The organism is Streptomyces anulatus (assembly GCF_014650675.1).
GTDB lineage: Bacteria > Actinomycetota > Actinomycetes > Streptomycetales > Streptomycetaceae > Streptomyces > Streptomyces anulatus.
Genome location: NZ_BMVK01000006.1, coordinates 97,362 through 113,043, shown reverse-complemented (window position 1 = coordinate 113,043; position 15,682 = coordinate 97,362). Strand labels below are relative to the sequence as shown.

Annotated in this window: 14 protein-coding genes; 13 read left to right on the top strand and 1 reads right to left on the bottom strand. The window is 71.6% G+C overall.

Annotation, left to right across the window (positions count from 1 at the left end; translation table 11 throughout):
- Positions 1 to 89: 89 nt before the first annotated feature.
- The 7 genes from aroC to nusB all read left to right on the top strand — a co-directional run bounded on the left by aroC (position 90) and on the right by nusB (position 6,683).
- A complete protein-coding gene (aroC, locus tag IE272_RS16935; protein WP_050359377.1) occupies positions 90 to 1,274 on the top strand; it encodes a chorismate synthase in 1,185 nt (394 codons plus the stop codon).
- Positions 1,271 to 2,908, top strand: a complete 1,638-nt coding sequence (gene aroB / locus IE272_RS16930) for a 3-dehydroquinate synthase (RefSeq protein ID WP_078961275.1) — start codon at positions 1,271 to 1,273, stop codon at positions 2,906 to 2,908. Before aroC ends, aroB begins: the two co-directional genes overlap by 4 nt.
- Positions 2,905 to 3,345 (top strand): type II 3-dehydroquinate dehydratase, encoded by a 441-nt coding sequence (locus IE272_RS16925; protein ID WP_047175698.1) that lies wholly within the window; start codon positions 2,905 to 2,907, stop codon positions 3,343 to 3,345. The genes aroB and IE272_RS16925 overlap by 4 nt, the downstream gene beginning before the upstream one ends.
- A 141-nt stretch (positions 3,346 to 3,486) precedes the next feature.
- Positions 3,487 to 4,392 carry a Pro-rich N-terminal domain-containing protein gene (locus IE272_RS16920; RefSeq protein WP_050359376.1) on the top strand — a complete coding sequence of 302 codons (906 nt, stop codon included), beginning with the start codon at positions 3,487 to 3,489 and terminating at the stop codon, positions 4,390 to 4,392.
- Between the two features lie 133 nt (positions 4,393 to 4,525).
- Positions 4,526 to 5,632: a M24 family metallopeptidase gene (locus IE272_RS16915; protein ID WP_050359375.1), complete on the top strand. Its 1,107-nt coding sequence runs from the start codon at positions 4,526 to 4,528 to the stop codon at positions 5,630 to 5,632.
- Positions 5,633 to 5,682: 50 nt separating this feature from the next.
- Complete coding sequence (gene efp / locus IE272_RS16910) at positions 5,683 to 6,249, top strand: elongation factor P (RefSeq protein ID WP_007453234.1); 567 nt, start codon at positions 5,683 to 5,685, stop codon at positions 6,247 to 6,249.
- A 2-nt stretch (positions 6,250 to 6,251) separates the two neighbouring features.
- Complete coding sequence (gene nusB, locus IE272_RS16905) at positions 6,252 to 6,683, top strand: transcription antitermination factor NusB (RefSeq protein ID WP_050359374.1); 432 nt, start codon at positions 6,252 to 6,254, stop codon at positions 6,681 to 6,683.
- Positions 6,684 to 6,889: 206 nt separating this feature from the next.
- On the opposite strand, the gene bldD is transcribed toward nusB, so the two are convergent.
- Entirely contained in the window at positions 6,890 to 7,390 is a 501-nt protein-coding gene (gene bldD / locus IE272_RS16900) for a transcriptional regulator BldD (protein ID WP_003970358.1), read from the bottom strand.
- Between the two features lie 222 nt (positions 7,391 to 7,612).
- Here bldD and pyrR point away from each other — a divergent pair, with 222 nt between their 5' ends.
- From pyrR to carB, 6 genes are all read left to right on the top strand, one after another.
- Positions 7,613 to 8,197 carry a bifunctional pyr operon transcriptional regulator/uracil phosphoribosyltransferase PyrR gene (pyrR, locus tag IE272_RS16895; RefSeq protein WP_007453231.1) on the top strand — a complete coding sequence of 195 codons (585 nt, stop codon included), beginning with the start codon at positions 7,613 to 7,615 and terminating at the stop codon, positions 8,195 to 8,197.
- Positions 8,198 to 8,291: 94 nt separating this feature from the next.
- Positions 8,292 to 9,278, top strand: coding sequence for an aspartate carbamoyltransferase catalytic subunit (locus tag IE272_RS16890; RefSeq protein WP_190007201.1), 987 nt, complete (start codon positions 8,292 to 8,294; stop codon positions 9,276 to 9,278).
- A 2-nt stretch (positions 9,279 to 9,280) separates the two neighbouring features.
- On the top strand, positions 9,281 to 10,567 hold the full coding sequence (locus IE272_RS16885; RefSeq protein ID WP_050359372.1) for a dihydroorotase: 1,287 nt from the start codon (positions 9,281 to 9,283) through the stop codon (positions 10,565 to 10,567).
- Entirely contained in the window at positions 10,564 to 11,172 is a 609-nt protein-coding gene (locus tag IE272_RS16880; protein ID WP_050359371.1) for a PH-like domain-containing protein, read from the top strand. The genes IE272_RS16885 and IE272_RS16880 overlap by 4 nt, the downstream gene beginning before the upstream one ends.
- Positions 11,169 to 12,308, top strand: a complete 1,140-nt coding sequence (carA, locus tag IE272_RS16875; RefSeq protein ID WP_007453226.1) for a glutamine-hydrolyzing carbamoyl-phosphate synthase small subunit — start codon at positions 11,169 to 11,171, stop codon at positions 12,306 to 12,308. The genes IE272_RS16880 and carA overlap by 4 nt, the downstream gene beginning before the upstream one ends.
- Positions 12,301 to 15,609, top strand: coding sequence for a carbamoyl-phosphate synthase large subunit (carB, locus tag IE272_RS16870; RefSeq protein ID WP_050359370.1), 3,309 nt, complete (start codon positions 12,301 to 12,303; stop codon positions 15,607 to 15,609). The genes carA and carB overlap by 8 nt, the downstream gene beginning before the upstream one ends.
- Positions 15,610 to 15,682 lie beyond the last annotated feature (73 nt).

Here is a 15,682-nt window from a genome sequence, read left to right as displayed (position 1 = left end):
CCCCGGTCGTGGGAGGATCAAAGGCGGCGGGCCAGGGCCGCGCACCCGGTGGCGCCGTTGGATTTCAGGCGCGAGCATGAGGAGCACCGTTGAGCAGGTTGCGCTGGCTGACCGCGGGGGAGTCGCACGGCCCCGCACTGGTGGCGACGCTGGAGGGCCTTCCCGCCGGCGTCCCGATCACCACGGAGATGGTGGCGGAGGCGCTGGCCCGGCGACGGCTCGGTTACGGCCGCGGCGCGCGGATGAAGTTCGAGAAGGACGAGGTCACCTTCCTCGGCGGCGTACGCCACGGCCTCACCATGGGCTCCCCGGTCGCCGTCATGGTCGGCAACACCGAGTGGCCCAAGTGGGAGCAGGTCATGTCGGCCGACCCGGTCGACCCCGAGGAGCTGTCCCAGCTCGCCCGCAACGCGCCGCTGACCCGCCCCCGGCCCGGCCACGCCGACCTCGCGGGGATGCAGAAGTACGGCTTCGACGAGGCCCGGCCGGTCCTGGAGCGCGCCAGCGCCCGGGAGACCGCCGCGCGCGTCGCCCTCGGGGCCGTCGCCCGCTCCTACCTCAAGGAGACCGCGGGCATCGAGATCGTCAGCCATGTCGTCGAGCTGGCCGCCGCCAAGGCGCCGTACGGGATCTACCCGGTCCCCGCCGACGTGGAGAAGCTGGACGCCGACCCGGTCCGCTGCCTGGACGCCGACGCGTCCAAGGCGATGGTGGCCGAGATCGACCAGGCCCACAAGGACGGCGACACCCTCGGCGGGGTCGTCGAGGTGCTGGCGTACGGCGTGCCCGTCGGGCTCGGCTCGCACGTGCACTGGGACCGGCGCCTGGACGCCCGGCTCGCCGCCGCGCTCATGGGCATCCAGGCCATCAAGGGCGTCGAGGTCGGCGACGGCTTCGAGTTGGCCCGGGTCCCCGGTTCGAAGGCGCACGACGAGATCGTCGCCACCGAGGACGGCATCAAGCGCACCTCCGGGCGTTCCGGCGGCACCGAGGGCGGGCTCACCACCGGTGAGCTGCTGCGCGTCCGCGCCGCGATGAAGCCCATCGCGACCGTGCCGCGCGCCCTGGCCACCGTGGACGTCGTCACCGGCGAAGCCACCAAGGCCCACCACCAGCGCTCCGACGTCTGCGCCGTCCCGGCCGCGGGCATCGTCGCGGAGGCCATGGTCGCCCTCGTCCTGGCCGACGCGGTCGCGGAGAAGTTCGGCGGCGACAGCGTCCCCGAGACCCACCGCAACGTCCAGTCGTACCTCGACCACCTCCAGATCCGATGAGCGGCCCCCTGGTCGTCCTCGTCGGCCCCATGGGCGTCGGCAAGTCCACCGTCGGCGAGCTGCTCGCCGCCCGGCTCGGCACCACCTACCGGGACACCGACGCGGACGTCGTCGCCGCTGCGGGCAAGCCGATCGCGGAGATCTTCTACGACGAGGGCGAGGAGCACTTCCGTGCCCTGGAGCGCCGGGCCGTCGAGGCGGCCGTCGCCGGGCACACGGGCGTCCTCTCCCTCGGCGGCGGGGCCGTCCTGGACGCGGCGACCAGGGAGCTGCTGGCGGGCCGTCCGGTCGCCTACCTCTCCATGGACGTGGACGAGGCCGTCCGCCGCGTCGGTCTCGGCGCCGCCCGCCCGCTGCTCGCGGTCAACCCGCGCCGGCAGTGGCGCGAGCTGATGGACGCCCGCCGTCACCTCTACGAAGAGGTCGCCCGCACCGTCGTCGCCACCGACGAGCACACCCCCGAAGAGGTCGCCCAGGCGATCATCGACGCACTGGAACTGCCGGAGGGCCCAGCCGCCCCCGGCGTGGAGAACACCGGCATGACGCAGCAGGGACCCACCCGCATCCAGGTCGCAGGCTCCGCGGGCTCCGACCCGTACGAGGTCCTCGTCGGCCACCAGCTCCTGGGCGAGCTGCCCCAGCTGATCGGCGACCGCGCCCGGCGCGTCGCCGTACTGCACCCGGAGGCGCTCGCCGAGACCGGTGAGGCGGTCCGGCAGGACCTCGCCGACCAGGGGTACGAGGCCATCGCGATCCAGCTGCCGAACGCGGAGGAGGCCAAGACCGTCGAGGTCGCCGCCTACTGCTGGAAGGCGCTCGGCCAGACCGGCTTCACCCGCACCGACGTCATCGTCGGCATCGGGGGCGGCGCCACCACGGACGTCGCCGGGTTCGTCGCGGCCACCTGGCTGCGCGGGGTGCGCTGGATCGCGGTCCCGACCACCGTGCTCGGCATGGTGGACGCCGCCGTCGGCGGCAAGACCGGCATCAACACGGCCGAGGGCAAGAACCTCGTCGGCGCCTTCCACCCGCCCGCCGGGGTCCTCTGCGACCTCGCCGCGCTGGACTCGCTGCCGGTCAACGACTACGTCTCCGGCATGGCCGAGATCATCAAGGCCGGGTTCATCGCCGACCCGGTCATCCTCGACCTGGTCGAGGCCGACCCCGAGGGTGCGCGCACCCCGGCCGGGCCGCACACCGCCGAGCTGATCGAGCGCTCCATCCGGGTCAAGGCCGAGGTCGTCTCCAGCGACCTCAAGGAGTCCGGACTCCGCGAGATCCTCAACTACGGTCACACCCTGGCCCACGCCATCGAGAAGAACGAGCGCTACAAGTGGCGCCACGGCGCGGCCGTCTCCATCGGCATGGTCTTCGCCGCCGAGCTGGGCCGGCTCGCCGGACGCCTCGACGACGCCACCGCCGACCGGCACCGCAGCGTCCTCGCGTCGGTGGGCCTGCCGCTCGCCTACCGCGGCGACCAGTGGCCCAAGCTGCTGGAGAACATGAAGGTCGACAAGAAGTCGCGGGGCGACCTGCTGCGCTTCATCGTCCTGGACGGCATCGGCAAGCCCACCGTCCTGGAGGGCCCCGACCCGGCCGTGCTGCTCGCCGCCTACGGGGAGGTCTCCGCGTGACCCGGAGGGTCTTCGTCCTGAACGGCCCCAACCTCGGACGGCTCGGCTCGCGCGAGCCCGACGTCTACGGGGCCACCTCCTACGCCGGACTCGTCGACGCCTGCACGACCCTCGGCAAGGAGCTCGGCTTCGACGTCGAGGTGCGGGAGACCAACGACGAGGGCCAGCTGATCCGCTGGCTCCACGAGGCGGCGGACGGATCGATTCCGGTCATTCTCAACCCGGGCGCCTTCACGCACTACTCCTACGGCATGCGGGACGCGGCCGCCCAGCGCACCGCCCCGCTGATCGAGGTGCACATCTCCAACCCGTACACCCGCGAGGAGTTCCGGCACACGTCCGTGGTCGCCGCGGTGGCCACGGGCACGGTGGCGGGGTTCGGCATCGGTTCCTACCGGCTCGCCCTGCGCGCCCTGGCCGACGAACTGACGGACTGACACCACGCGATTCCCGTCCGTCCTCCACGCGGCCGACGGGCACGTCGCACCCTCCCGGGCCGTTCACCCCGAGACGGCCCGGGAGGGTACGGTGGCCGTCCCATCAGCGTCAGTTGCAGTTACGAGACGGAGTGGCACCGGATGCAGCACGCAGTGGGGGCCCCGCTGCCGCCGCCCCACGGACCCGGTATCGGGCACGTCGGCCGGCCGTACCAGGCCCAGCACGCCGGCCACCCCGGCCCGCCCCCGATATCCCCGCCGCCCGGACAGGCCCCGCCGCCCCCGGCTCCCGGTCAGGCCCCGCCCCCTCCGGCCCAGGGCCGGCCCCAGCAGCCTCCCGCCCCCGGGCAGGCCCCGCAGCAGGGCTGGAGCGGCACAGGACCCACGCCGCCGCCCGCCGGGCAGGTCACCGGGCACACCGGGCACGTCCAGCTGCCCCCGGGCGGCCCCGTTCCGCTGCCCGCACCCCCCGCGGGCTCCGGCACCGGCGGCGCCACGCTCGCCGTGCTGCTCATCGGCCCGGCCGGGGCGGGCAAGACCACCGTCGCCAAGCTCTGGGCGGCCCGCCGCCGGGTGCCCACCGCCCACGTCTCCCTCGACGACGTCCGCGAATGGGTCCGCTCCGGCTTCGCCGATCCGCAGGCCGGCTGGAACGACCACTCCGAGGCCCAGTACCGCCTGGCCCGCCGCACCTGCGGCTTCGCCGCCCGCAACTTCCTCGCCAACGGCATCTCCTGCATCCTCGACGACGCCGTCTTCCCCGACCGCCCGGTCGTCGGCCTCGGCGGCTGGAAGCGCCACGTGGGCCCCGGCCTGCTGCCCGTGGTCCTGCTGCCCGGCCTGGAGATCGTCCTGGAGCGCAACGCCGCCCGCAGCGGCAACCGCAGGCTCTCCGACGAGGAGGTCGCCCGCATCCACGGCCGGATGGCCGGCTGGTACGGCTCCGGCCTCCCGATCATCGACAACTCCACGTACGACGTCGAGACCACCGCCCGCGTCCTGGACGACGTACTGGCCCGCTCCATCGCGAGCCCGCCCGCCTGGTAGCCGCCGGAAGGCCCGCAAGGCCGGGAGACCCCGACGGCGGCCGGCCGCGCGGCGCCCCGGCGCACCGGCGCCCGGCCCCCCGGTCGGGTGCGCTGGCCGGGCGGGCCGCCGCCCCCGCTCGTACGCTCGAACCATGTCAGAGGTGCACGCCGTCCGACGCGGGCTGCTCCGCGACCGGTGCGCCGCCGCGGGCTCCGCGGCCGCCCTGGTCTCCCGCCCCGCCAACGTCCGCTATCTCGCGGGCGGAGCGCCGCCCGGCGCCGTGCTGCTGCTCGGCCCCGGCGAGGACGTTCTGCTCTGCCCCCGCGCCCCGACCGGTGAACCCGCCCACGGGCGGCCCGACGAGGCGCTCCGGATCGACCTCCTGCCCGTCCCGGACGGGGACCCGGTGGTCGCCGCCGCGGGCCTCGCGGCCTCGGCGGGCGCGGATTCGCTCGCCGTCGAGGAGCACGATCTGACCGTGGCCCGGCACCGTGCCATGGGGAAGGCCGCCCCGCGCCTCCGGCTGGCCGATCTGGGCTTCACGGTGGAGCAGCAGCGGATCGTCAAGGACGAGGAGGAGATCGGCTGCCTCCGGATCGCCGCCGAGATCACCGACCAGGCCCTCGGCGAACTCCTCGAATCGATCCTGGTCGGCCGCACCGAGCGGCATCTCGCGCTCGAACTGGAGCGCCGCCTGGTCGACCACGGGGCGGACGGCCCCGCCTTCGCCACCTCCGTGGGCACCGGCCCCAACTCCGGTCAGGGGCGGCACCGGCCCTCGGACCGCAGGGTGGAGGAGGGGGATTTCCTCTCCGTCCGCCTCGGGGCGAGCTATCACGGCTACCGCTGCGAGATCGGCCGGACCTTCGTCATCGGCACCGCCCCCGCCGAGTGGCAGATCGAGCTCTACGACCTCGTTTTCGCCGCTCAGCGGGCCGGCCGGGAAGCCCTGGCGCCGGGGGCCGCCTATCGGGACGTGGACCGTGCGGCCCGTCATCCGCTGGAGTCGGCGGGGCATGGAGAGGGTCTTCAGCCGAGGACCGGGCACGGTGTGGGCCTCGAAATCGAGGAGGACCCGCAACTGGCACCGACAGCCATGGGTAAACTGGACGCTTGTGTGCCGGTCACCGTCGAACCGGGGGTCCACCTCCCGGGCCGGGGCGGTGTCCGGATCGATGACACGCTCGTCGTGCGCCCCGAGGCGGACGGCGGACCCGAGCTACTCACCATGACGACCAAGGAGCTGCTCGCGCTCTAGCGCGCATCCTCGGTCGTTCCACCAGCTTCAGTCCAGGAGATTCCGCAACCGTGGCTTCCACGAACGACCTCAAGAACGGCCTGGTGCTCAAGCTCGACGGAGGCCAGCTCTGGTCCGTCGTCGAGTTCCAGCACGTCAAGCCCGGCAAGGGCCCCGCCTTCGTGCGCACCAAGCTCAAGAACGTGCTCTCCGGCAAGGTCGTCGACAAGACGTTCAACGCCGGCGTGAAGGTCGAGACGGCCACCATTGACCGCCGCGACATGCAGTTCTCGTACATGGACGGCGAGTACTTCGTCTTCATGGACATGGACACCTACGACCAGCTCATGGTCGACCGCAAGGCCGTCGGCGACGCCGCCAACTTCCTGATCGAGGGCTTCACCGCCTCCGTCGCCCAGCACGAGGGCGAGGTGCTCTACGTCGAGCTGCCCGCCGCGGTCGAGCTGACGATCCAGCACACCGACCCGGGCGTCCAGGGCGACCGCTCCACCGGCGGCACCAAGCCCGCCACGCTGGAGACCGGTTACGAGATCGGCGTGCCGCTCTTCATCAGCACCGGCGAGAAGATCAAGGTCGACACCCGTTCGGGCGACTACCTCGGCCGGGTGAACAGCTAACCGTGGCTGCCCGGAACAAGGCCCGCAAGCGCGCCTTCCAGATCCTCTTCGAGGCCGACCAGCGCGGTGAGTCCGTGCAGAGCGTGCTCGCGGACTGGGTTCGGCTCTCGCGGACCGACGACCGTCAGCCGCCGGTCGGTGAGTTCACGATGGAGCTCGTCGAGGGGTACGCGCAGTACGCGGACCGGATCGACGACCTCATCGTCACCTACGCCGTGGACTGGGAGATCGACCGCATGCCGGTCGTCGACCGGAGCATCCTGCGGCTCGGTGCGTACGAGCTGATCTGGATGGACGAGACCCCGGACGCCGTGGTGATCGACGAGGCCGTCCAGCTCGCCAAGGAGTTCTCCACCGATGACTCCCCGTCCTTCGTGAACGGCATGCTGGCCCGTTTCAAGGACCTGAAGCCGAACCTCCGCCGGGAGCAGTAGCCCCCGGCCGCGACGGTTCGGTCGCACACACCACGAAGGGCCCGCGGTCGGACGACCGCGGGCCCTTCGTCGTACCCGGGAGCCGGCCGGATCCGAAGGGACCCGGGGCGCGCGAGCGCGGGCACAGCAACGCCGGGCGGGCGGGGACCCGGAGGTCCCCGCCCGCCCGGCGGCACGTTTCTGCTGTGGGGTCCCGCCCCGCTCGCTCAGCCCTCGTCGTGGGAGACCGCGCGACGCGCGTCCGCGTCCAGCACGCCCCAGCTGATGAGTTGCTCCGTGAGCACGGACGGCGACTGGTCGTAGATCACGGCGAGCGTGCGCAGGTCGTCCTGGCGGATCGAGAGCACCTTGCCGTTGTAGTCACCGCGCTGGCTCTGGATGGTCGCCGCGTAGCGCTGCAGCGGACCGGCCTTCTCCGGCGGGACGTGGGCGAGGCGCTCCAGGTCCAGGACGAGCTTCGGCGGCGGCTCGGCGGCCCCGCCCGGCGTCGTACCGGGCAGCAGCTCCTGCACGGGGACCCCGTAGAAATCCGCCAGCTCGGCGAGGCGCTGCACGGTCACGGCACGGTCGCCGCGCTCGTACGAACCGACCACGACGGCCTTCCAGCGACCCTGGGACTTCTCCTCCACGCCGTGGAGGGAAAGGCCCTGCTGGGTGCGGATGGCACGGAGTTTGGCCCCGAGCTGTTTTGCGTATTCGCTGGACATATGGCTCCCCGGACGCTGGAACAGTGTGCGGCTCCGCCGCGTGGCTGGTAACTCACTGTGAGGTTACGCAGCGTTACTTGGATGCGTCAAGCCGAATGGTCCGGACCGGCACCTCCCGGGGGCGGGGCCAGGGCCGAGCGCAAGCCCTGGTAGCGTGGATGACGCAATTTCGACGTCCTTTAACGATCCGTCCCGTGAGGCGGAGAAGGAGGTCCGTTTCTTATGGACGCACAGCACGACCACACAGGCAACGCGGCGCGCCCCGTTCTCGAGGCCCCCGACATCGCCCGTGTTCTGACCCGTATCGCCCACGAGATCGTCGAACGCGCCAAGGGCGCCGACGACGTGGTGCTGCTCGGCATCCCGACCCGGGGCGTCTTCCTCGCCCGTCGGCTCGCCGAGAAACTCCAGGAGATCACCGGCCGGAAGACGCCGGTCGGATCGCTCGACATCACCATGTACCGCGACGACCTGCGGATGCGCCCGGCGCGCGCCCTGGCCCGTACCGACATCCCCGGTGAGGGGATCGAGGGCAGCCTGGTCGTCCTGGTCGACGACGTGCTCTTCTCCGGCCGCACGATCCGCGCCGCCCTCGACGCGCTCGGCGACATCGGCCGCCCGCGCGCGGTGCAGCTCGCGGTCCTCGTCGACCGCGGCCACCGGGAACTCCCGATCCGCGCGGACTACGTCGGCAAGAACCTCCCCACGTCGCTGCGGGAGACGGTCAAGGTCCAGCTCGCCGAGGAGGACGGCCGCGACGCCGTGCTGCTGGGCGTCAAGCAGGCCACCCCCACGGACGCGCGGTAGCCCGAGCCCTCCCGTACGGCCTTTCGGGGACGTACGGCTGCTTTCCGCGCGCCCGCATGCCTGAAACCCCCTCCAGCAACCCGGAGAACCCCAGATGAAGCGTCACCTCATCTCGGCCGCCGACCTCACCCGCGACGACGCCGTCCTGATCCTCGACACCGCCGAGGAGATGGCCCGGGTCGCGGACCGGCCGATCAAGAAGCTCCCCACCCTGCGCGGCCGTACCGTCGTCAACCTCTTCTTCGAGGACTCGACCCGGACCCGTATCTCCTTCGAGGCGGCCGCCAAGCGGCTGTCCGCCGACGTCATCAACTTCTCCGCCAAGGGATCCTCCGTCTCCAAGGGCGAGTCCCTGAAGGACACCGCGCTGACCCTGGAGGCGATGGGCGCCGACGCCGTCGTCATCCGGCACGGAGCCTCCGGCGCCCCCTACCGGCTCGCCACCTCCGGCTGGATCGACGGAGCCGTGGTCAACGCCGGGGACGGCACCCACGAGCACCCCACCCAGGCACTGCTGGACGCCTTCACGATGCGCCGCCGGCTCGTCGGCGCCGACTCCGGGCTCGGCCGCGACCTGGAAGGCCGCCGCATCACGATCGTCGGCGACATCCTGCACAGCCGCGTCGCCCGCTCCAACGTCCACCTGCTCACCACACTCGGCGCGCACGTCACCCTGGTGGCCCCGCCCACCCTGGTCCCCGTGGGCGTCGAGAAGTGGCCCTGCAACGTCAGCTACAGCCTCGACAACGTGCTGGCGAAGTCCGATGCGGTGATGATGCTGCGTGTGCAGCGTGAACGGATGAACGCCGCGTACTTCCCGACCGAGCGCGAGTACTCCCGCCGCTACGGCCTGGACGGCGAGCGGATGGCGAAGATGCCCGAACACGCCATCGTCATGCACCCCGGCCCGATGGTCCGCGGCATGGAGATCACCGCCGAGGTCGCCGACTCCGACCGCTGCACGGTCGTCGAGCAGGTCGCCAACGGCGTCTCCATCCGCATGGCCGTGCTCTACCTGCTGCTCGGCGGCTCCGACACCGCGCTGTCCGCCGCCCCCGCCCGTACCGAGGAGAACAAGTAACCATGAGCAAGATCCTTATCCGCGGTGCGCGGATCCTCGGCGGCGAGCCTAGGGACGTCCTGATCGACGGCGAGACCGTCGCCGAGGTCGGTACCGGCCTCGACGCCGCCGGCGCCACCGTGATCGAGGCCGAGGGGCAGATCCTGCTGCCCGGCCTGGTCGACCTGCACACCCATCTGCGCGAGCCCGGCCGCGAGGACTCCGAGACCGTCCTCACCGGCACCAGGGCCGCGGCCGTCGGCGGCTTCACCGCCGTGCACGCCATGGCCAACACCTTCCCCGTCGCCGACACCGCCGGCGTCGTCGAGCAGGTCTGGCGGCTCGGCAAGGAGTCCGGCTACTGCGACGTGCAGCCCGTGGGCGCCGTCACCGTCGGCCTGGAGGGCAAGCAGCTCGCCGAGCTCGGCGCGATGCACGACTCCGCCGCCGGGGTGAAGGTCTTCTCCGACGACGGCAAGTGCGTCGACGACGCGGTGATCATGCGCCGCGCCCTGGAGTACGTGAAGGCCTTCGACGGCGTCGTCGCCCAGCACGCCCAGGAGCCCCGCCTCACCGAGGGCGCCCAGATGAACGAGGGCATCGTCTCCGCCGAACTCGGGCTCGGCGGGTGGCCGGCCGTCGCCGAGGAGTCGATCATCGCCCGCGACGTCCTCCTCGCCGCCCACGTCGACTCCCGCGTCCACATCTGCCACCTCTCCACCGCCGGCTCCGTGGAGATCGTCCGCTGGGCCAAGTCCAAGGGCTGGAACGTCACCGCCGAGGTCACCCCGCACCACCTCCTCCTCACCGACGAGCTGGTCCGCACCTACAACCCGGTCTACAAGGTGAACCCGCCGCTGCGCACCGAGGCCGACGTCCTGGCCCTGCGCGAGGCGCTCGCCGACGGCACGATCGACTGCGTCGCCACCGACCACGCCCCGCACCCGCACGAGGACAAGGACTGCGAGTGGGCCGCGGCCGCCATGGGAATGGTGGGCCTGGAGACCGCGCTCTCGGTCGTCCAGCAGACGATGGTGGACACCGGCCTGATCGACTGGGCGGGCGTCGCCGACCGCATGTCGTTCCGCCCCGCGGCCATCGGCCGCCTCGAAGGACACGGCCGCCCCGTCTCGGCGGGTGAGCCCGCCAACCTCACCCTGGTCGATCCGGCATACCGTGGAGCCGTGGACCCCGCGGGCTTCGCGTCCCGCAGCCGAAACACCCCCTACCAGGGCCGTGAGCTGCCGGGCCGCGTCACCCACACCTTCCTGCGGGGCCGTGCCACGGTCGTCGACGGGAAGCTCGCGTGACAACTCTGACCCCCCTGTACCACCTGGCCGCCGAGCAGAAGTCGGCGGAAGTGACGGACTGGGCCGCCCGCATCGCCTGGGTGATCGGCCTGTTCGTCTTCATCGCCCTCGTCTACTGGCTGATGCGCCAGGGCTGGAAGTGGCGCGCCAGCCTCCAGTCCGGCCTGCCCGAGCTCCCGGAGACCCCCGAGGGCTTCGCCGACGACGAGACGCTGCTGACGCTGGAGGGGCGCTACCACGCCTCCACCACCGCCGGTCAGTGGCTCGACCGGATCGTCGCCCACGGCCTCGGCACCCGCAGCCGTACCGAGCTCACGCTCACCGCCCGCGGCCTGCACGTCGAACGCCCCGGGGCGGCCGACTTCTTCATCCCGGCCGACGCCCTGCGCGAGGCCCGCCTCGACAAGGCGCTCGCGGGCAAGGTCCTCCCCGAGGGCGGCCTGCTGATCATCACCTGGGCGCACGGCGAGACGCTGATCGACTCCGGCTTCCGCTCCGACCACGCCGCCGAGCACCAGGCCTGGGTCGACGCCGTCAGCCGGCTCACCGGCGCACCCGCCACCACCGAACTCACCAGCACCACTACGGAAGGCACCGCACGATGACGATCTCCACCCGGGGGGCCCAGACCCCCGCCGTACTCGTCCTGGAGGACGGTCGCGCCTTCCGCGGCCGCGCCTACGGGGCCGTGGGGGAGACCTTCGGCGAAGCGGTGTTCTCCACCGGCATGACCGGCTACCAGGAAACGCTGACCGACCCCTCGTACCACCGCCAGGTCGTCGTCATGACGGCCCCGCACGTCGGCAACACCGGCGTGAACGACGAGGACCCCGAGTCCGGCCGCATCTGGGTCTCCGGCTACGTCGTCCGCGACCCCGCACGCAAGCCCTCCAACTGGCGCTCGCAGCGCTCGCTGGACGAGGAGCTGACGAAGCAGGGCGTCGTCGGCATCAGCGGCATCGACACCCGCGCCCTCACCCGCCACCTGCGCGAGCGCGGCGCGATGCGCGTCGGGATCTTCTCCGGCAACGCCATCCCCGACGAGGGCACGCTGCTCGCCCGGGTCCGCCAGGCCCCCGAGATGACCGGCGCCGACCTCTCCGCCGAGGTCGCCACCAAGGAGGCCTACGTCGTCCCCGCGATCGGCACGAAGAAGTTCACCGTCGCCGCGATCGACCTCGGCATCAAGGGCATGACCCCGCACCGGATGGCCGAACGCGGCGTCGAGGTGCACGTGCTGCCCGCCACCGCCACCCTGGAGGAGGTGTACGCCGTGAACCCGGACGGCGTCTTCTTCTCCAACGGCCCCGGCGACCCGTCCACCGCCGACCACCCGGTCGCCCTCATGCGGGGAGTCCTGGAGCGGTCCACGCCGCTCTTCGGCATCTGCTTCGGCAACCAGATCCTCGGCCGCGCGCTCGGCTTCGGCACCTACAAGCTGAAGTACGGCCACCGAGGCATCAACCAGCCGGTGCAGGACCGCACCACCGGCAAGGTCGAGGTCACCGCGCACAACCACGGCTTCGCCGTGGACGCCCCGCTGGACAAGGTCTCCGACACGGAGTTCGGCCGCGCCGAGGTCTCCCACGTCTGCCTGAACGACCAGGTGGTCGAGGGCCTCCAGCTCCTGGACCGGCCGGCCTTCAGCGTCCAGTACCACCCCGAGGCGGCCGCCGGCCCGCACGACGCCGCGTATCTCTTCGACCGTTTCACCACCCTGATGGAGGGCCAGCGTGCCTAAGCGCTCCGATATCCAGTCCGTCCTGGTCATCGGCTCCGGTCCGATCGTCATCGGCCAGGCCGCCGAGTTCGACTACTCCGGCACCCAGGCCTGCCGCGTCCTCAAGGCCGAGGGCCTGCGCGTCATCCTGGTGAACTCCAACCCGGCGACGATCATGACCGACCCGGAGATCGCCGACGCCACCTACGTCGAGCCGATCACCCCCGAGTTCGTCGAGAAGATCATCGCCAAGGAGCGCCCCGACGCGCTCCTGCCCACCCTCGGCGGCCAGACCGCGCTGAACACCGCGATCTCCATGCACGAGAACGGCGTCCTGGAGAAGTACGGCGTCGAGCTCATCGGCGCCAACGTCGAGGCGATCAACAAGGGCGAGGACCGCGACCTCTTCAAGGGCGTCGTCGAGGCCGTCAAGGAGAAGATCGGCTACGGCGAGTCCGCCCGCTCCGTCATCTGCCACACCATGGACGACGTCATCGCCGGCGTCGACACCCTCGGCGGCTACCCCGTCGTCGTCCGCCCCTCCTTCACCATGGGCGGCGCCGGCTCCGGCTTCGCCCACGACGAGGAGGAGCTGCGCCGCATCGCCGGACAGGGCCTCACGCTCTCCCCGACCACCGAGGTGCTCCTGGAGGAGTCCATCCTCGGCTGGAAGGAGTACGAGCTGGAGCTGATGCGCGACAAGAACGACAACGTCGTGGTCGTCTGCTCCATCGAGAACTTCGACCCGATGGGCGTCCACACCGGCGACTCCATCACCGTCGCCCCGGCGATGACGCTCACCGACCGCGAGTACCAGCGGCTTCGCGACGTCGGCATCGCGATCATCCGCGAGGTCGGCGTCGACACCGGCGGCTGCAACATCCAGTTCGCCATCGACCCCACCGACGGCCGGGTCATCGTCATCGAGATGAACCCGCGCGTCTCCCGCTCCTCGGCGCTCGCCTCCAAGGCCACCGGCTTCCCGATCGCCAAGATCGCCGCCAAGCTGGCCGTCGGCTACACCCTGGACGAGATCCCCAACGACATCACCGAGAAGACGCCGGCCTCCTTCGAGCCGACCCTCGACTACGTCGTCGTCAAGGCCCCGCGCTTCGCCTTCGAGAAGTTCCCCTCCGCCGACTCCACCCTCACCACCACCATGAAGTCGGTGGGCGAGGCCATGGCGATCGGCCGGAACTTCACCGAGGCCCTCCAGAAGGCCCTGCGCTCGCTGGAGAAGAAGGGTTCCCAGTTCGCCTTCACCGGCCCGGTCGGCGACAAGGCCGAGCTGCTGGCCGAGGCGGTCCGCCCCACCGACGGCCGCATCAACACCGTCATGCAGGCGATCCGGGCCGGAGCCACCCAGGAGGAGGTCTTCGACTCCACGAAGATCGACCCCTGGTTCGTCGACCAGCTCTTCCTGATCAAGGAGATCGCCGACGAGCTGGCCTCCGCCGAGCGCCTGGACGCCGACCTGATCGCCGAGGCCAAGCGGCACGGCTTCTCCGACGCCCAGATCGGCGAGATCCGCGGGCTGCGCGAGGACGTCGTCCGTGAGGTCCGGCACGCGCTCGGCATCCGCCCGGTCTACAAGACGGTCGACACCTGCGCCGCCGAGTTCGCCGCGAACACGCCGTACTTCTACTCCTCCTACGACGAGGAGAGCGAGGTCGCGAGCCGCACCAAGCCGGCCGTGATCATCCTCGGCTCGGGCCCCAACCGCATCGGCCAGGGCATCGAGTTCGACTACTCCTGTGTGCACGCCTCCTTCGCCCTGAGCGACGCGGGCTACGAGACCGTCATGGTCAACTGCAACCCGGAGACCGTCTCCACCGACTACGACACCTCCGACCGGCTCTACTTCGAGCCGCTCACCCTGGAGGACGTCCTGGAGATCGTGCACGCCGAGTCGCTGGCGGGCCCGATCGCCGGTGTCATCGTGCAGCTCGGCGGCCAGACCCCGCTCGGCCTCGCGCAGGCGCTCAAGGACAACGGCGTGCCCGTCGTCGGCACCTCCCCGGAGGCCATCCACGCCGCCGAGGACCGCGGCGCCTTCGGCCGGGTCCTGGCCGAGGCCGGACTGCCCGCGCCCAAGCACGGCACCGCCACCACCTTCGGCGAGGCCAAGGCCATCGCCGACGAGATCGGCTACCCGGTCCTGGTCCGCCCGAGCTACGTGCTCGGCGGGCGCGGCATGGAGATCGTGTACGACGAGACGCGCCTCGCCTCGTACATCTCCGAGTCCACCGAGATCAGCCCCACCCGGCCGGTCCTGGTCGACCGCTTCCTCGACGACGCCATCGAGATCGACGTGGACGCCCTCTACGACGGCACCGAGCTGTACCTCGGCGGTGTCATGGAGCACATCGAGGAAGCCGGCATCCACTCCGGCGACTCGGCCTGCGCCCTGCCCCCGATCACGCTCGGCGGCTTCGACATCAAGCGGCTGCGCGCCTCCACCGAGGGCATCGCCAAGGGCGTCGGCGTACTCGGACTGATCAACATCCAGTTCGCGCTCTCCGGCGACATCCTCTACGTCCTGGAGGCCAACCCGCGCGCCTCCCGCACGGTCCCCTTCACCTCGAAGGCGACCGCCGTGCCGCTCGCCAAGGCCGCCGCCCGCATCTCGCTGGGCGCGACCATCGCCGAGCTGCGCGCGGAGGGCCTGCTGCCGAAGACCGGCGACGGCGGCACCCTGCCGCTGGACGCGCCGATCTCCGTCAAGGAGGCCGTGATGCCGTGGTCGCGCTTCCGCGACATCCACGGCCGGGGCGTCGACACGGTCCTCGGCCCGGAGATGCGCTCCACCGGCGAGGTCATGGGCATCGACTCGGTCTTCGGCACGGCGTACGCCAAGTCGCAGGCCGGCGCCTACGGCCCGCTGCCCACCAAGGGCCGCGCGTTCATCTCGGTCGCCAACCGGGACAAGCGCTCGATGATCTTCCCGGCCCGTGAGCTGGTCGCCCACGGCTTCGAGCTGATGGCCACCTCCGGCACCGCCGAGGTCCTCAAGCGCAACGGCATCAACGCCACCGTCGTGCGCAAGCAGTCCGAGGGCCCCGGGCCCAACGGCGAGAAGACGATCGTCCAGCACATCCACGACGGCGAGGTCGACCTCATCGTCAACACGCCGTACGGCACCGGCGGCCGGCTCGACGGCTACGACATCCGCACCGCGGCCGTCGCCCGCTCCGTACCGTGCCTGACCACGGTCCAGGCGCTCGCCGCCGCCGTCCAGGGCATCGACGCCCTCAACCACGGCGGAGTCGGGGTCCGTTCCCTCCAGGAACACGCGGAACACTTGATCGCGGCCCGCGACTAGCAGCCCGGAGAGGGGGACACCGGAAACGGTGTCCCCCTCTTTGCGAGCCACGTCGAGCACACCGAGCACCAAG

Coding starts and splice junctions, on each gene's coding strand:
- aroB (WP_078961275.1), top strand. CDS start 1,271: ATGAGCGGCCCCCTGGTCGTCCTCGTCGGCCCCATGGGCGTCGGCAAG.
- IE272_RS16920 (WP_050359376.1), top strand. CDS start 3,487: ATGCAGCACGCAGTGGGGGCCCCGCTGCCGCCGCCCCACGGACCCGGT.
- IE272_RS16915 (WP_050359375.1), top strand. CDS start 4,526: ATGTCAGAGGTGCACGCCGTCCGACGCGGGCTGCTCCGCGACCGGTGC.
- bldD (WP_003970358.1), bottom strand. CDS start 7,390: ATGTCCAGCGAATACGCAAAACAGCTCGGGGCCAAACTCCGTGCCATC.
- pyrR (WP_007453231.1), top strand. CDS start 7,613: ATGGACGCACAGCACGACCACACAGGCAACGCGGCGCGCCCCGTTCTC.
- IE272_RS16890 (WP_190007201.1), top strand. CDS start 8,292: ATGAAGCGTCACCTCATCTCGGCCGCCGACCTCACCCGCGACGACGCC.
- IE272_RS16885 (WP_050359372.1), top strand. CDS start 9,281: ATGAGCAAGATCCTTATCCGCGGTGCGCGGATCCTCGGCGGCGAGCCT.
- carA (WP_007453226.1), top strand. CDS start 11,169: ATGACGATCTCCACCCGGGGGGCCCAGACCCCCGCCGTACTCGTCCTG.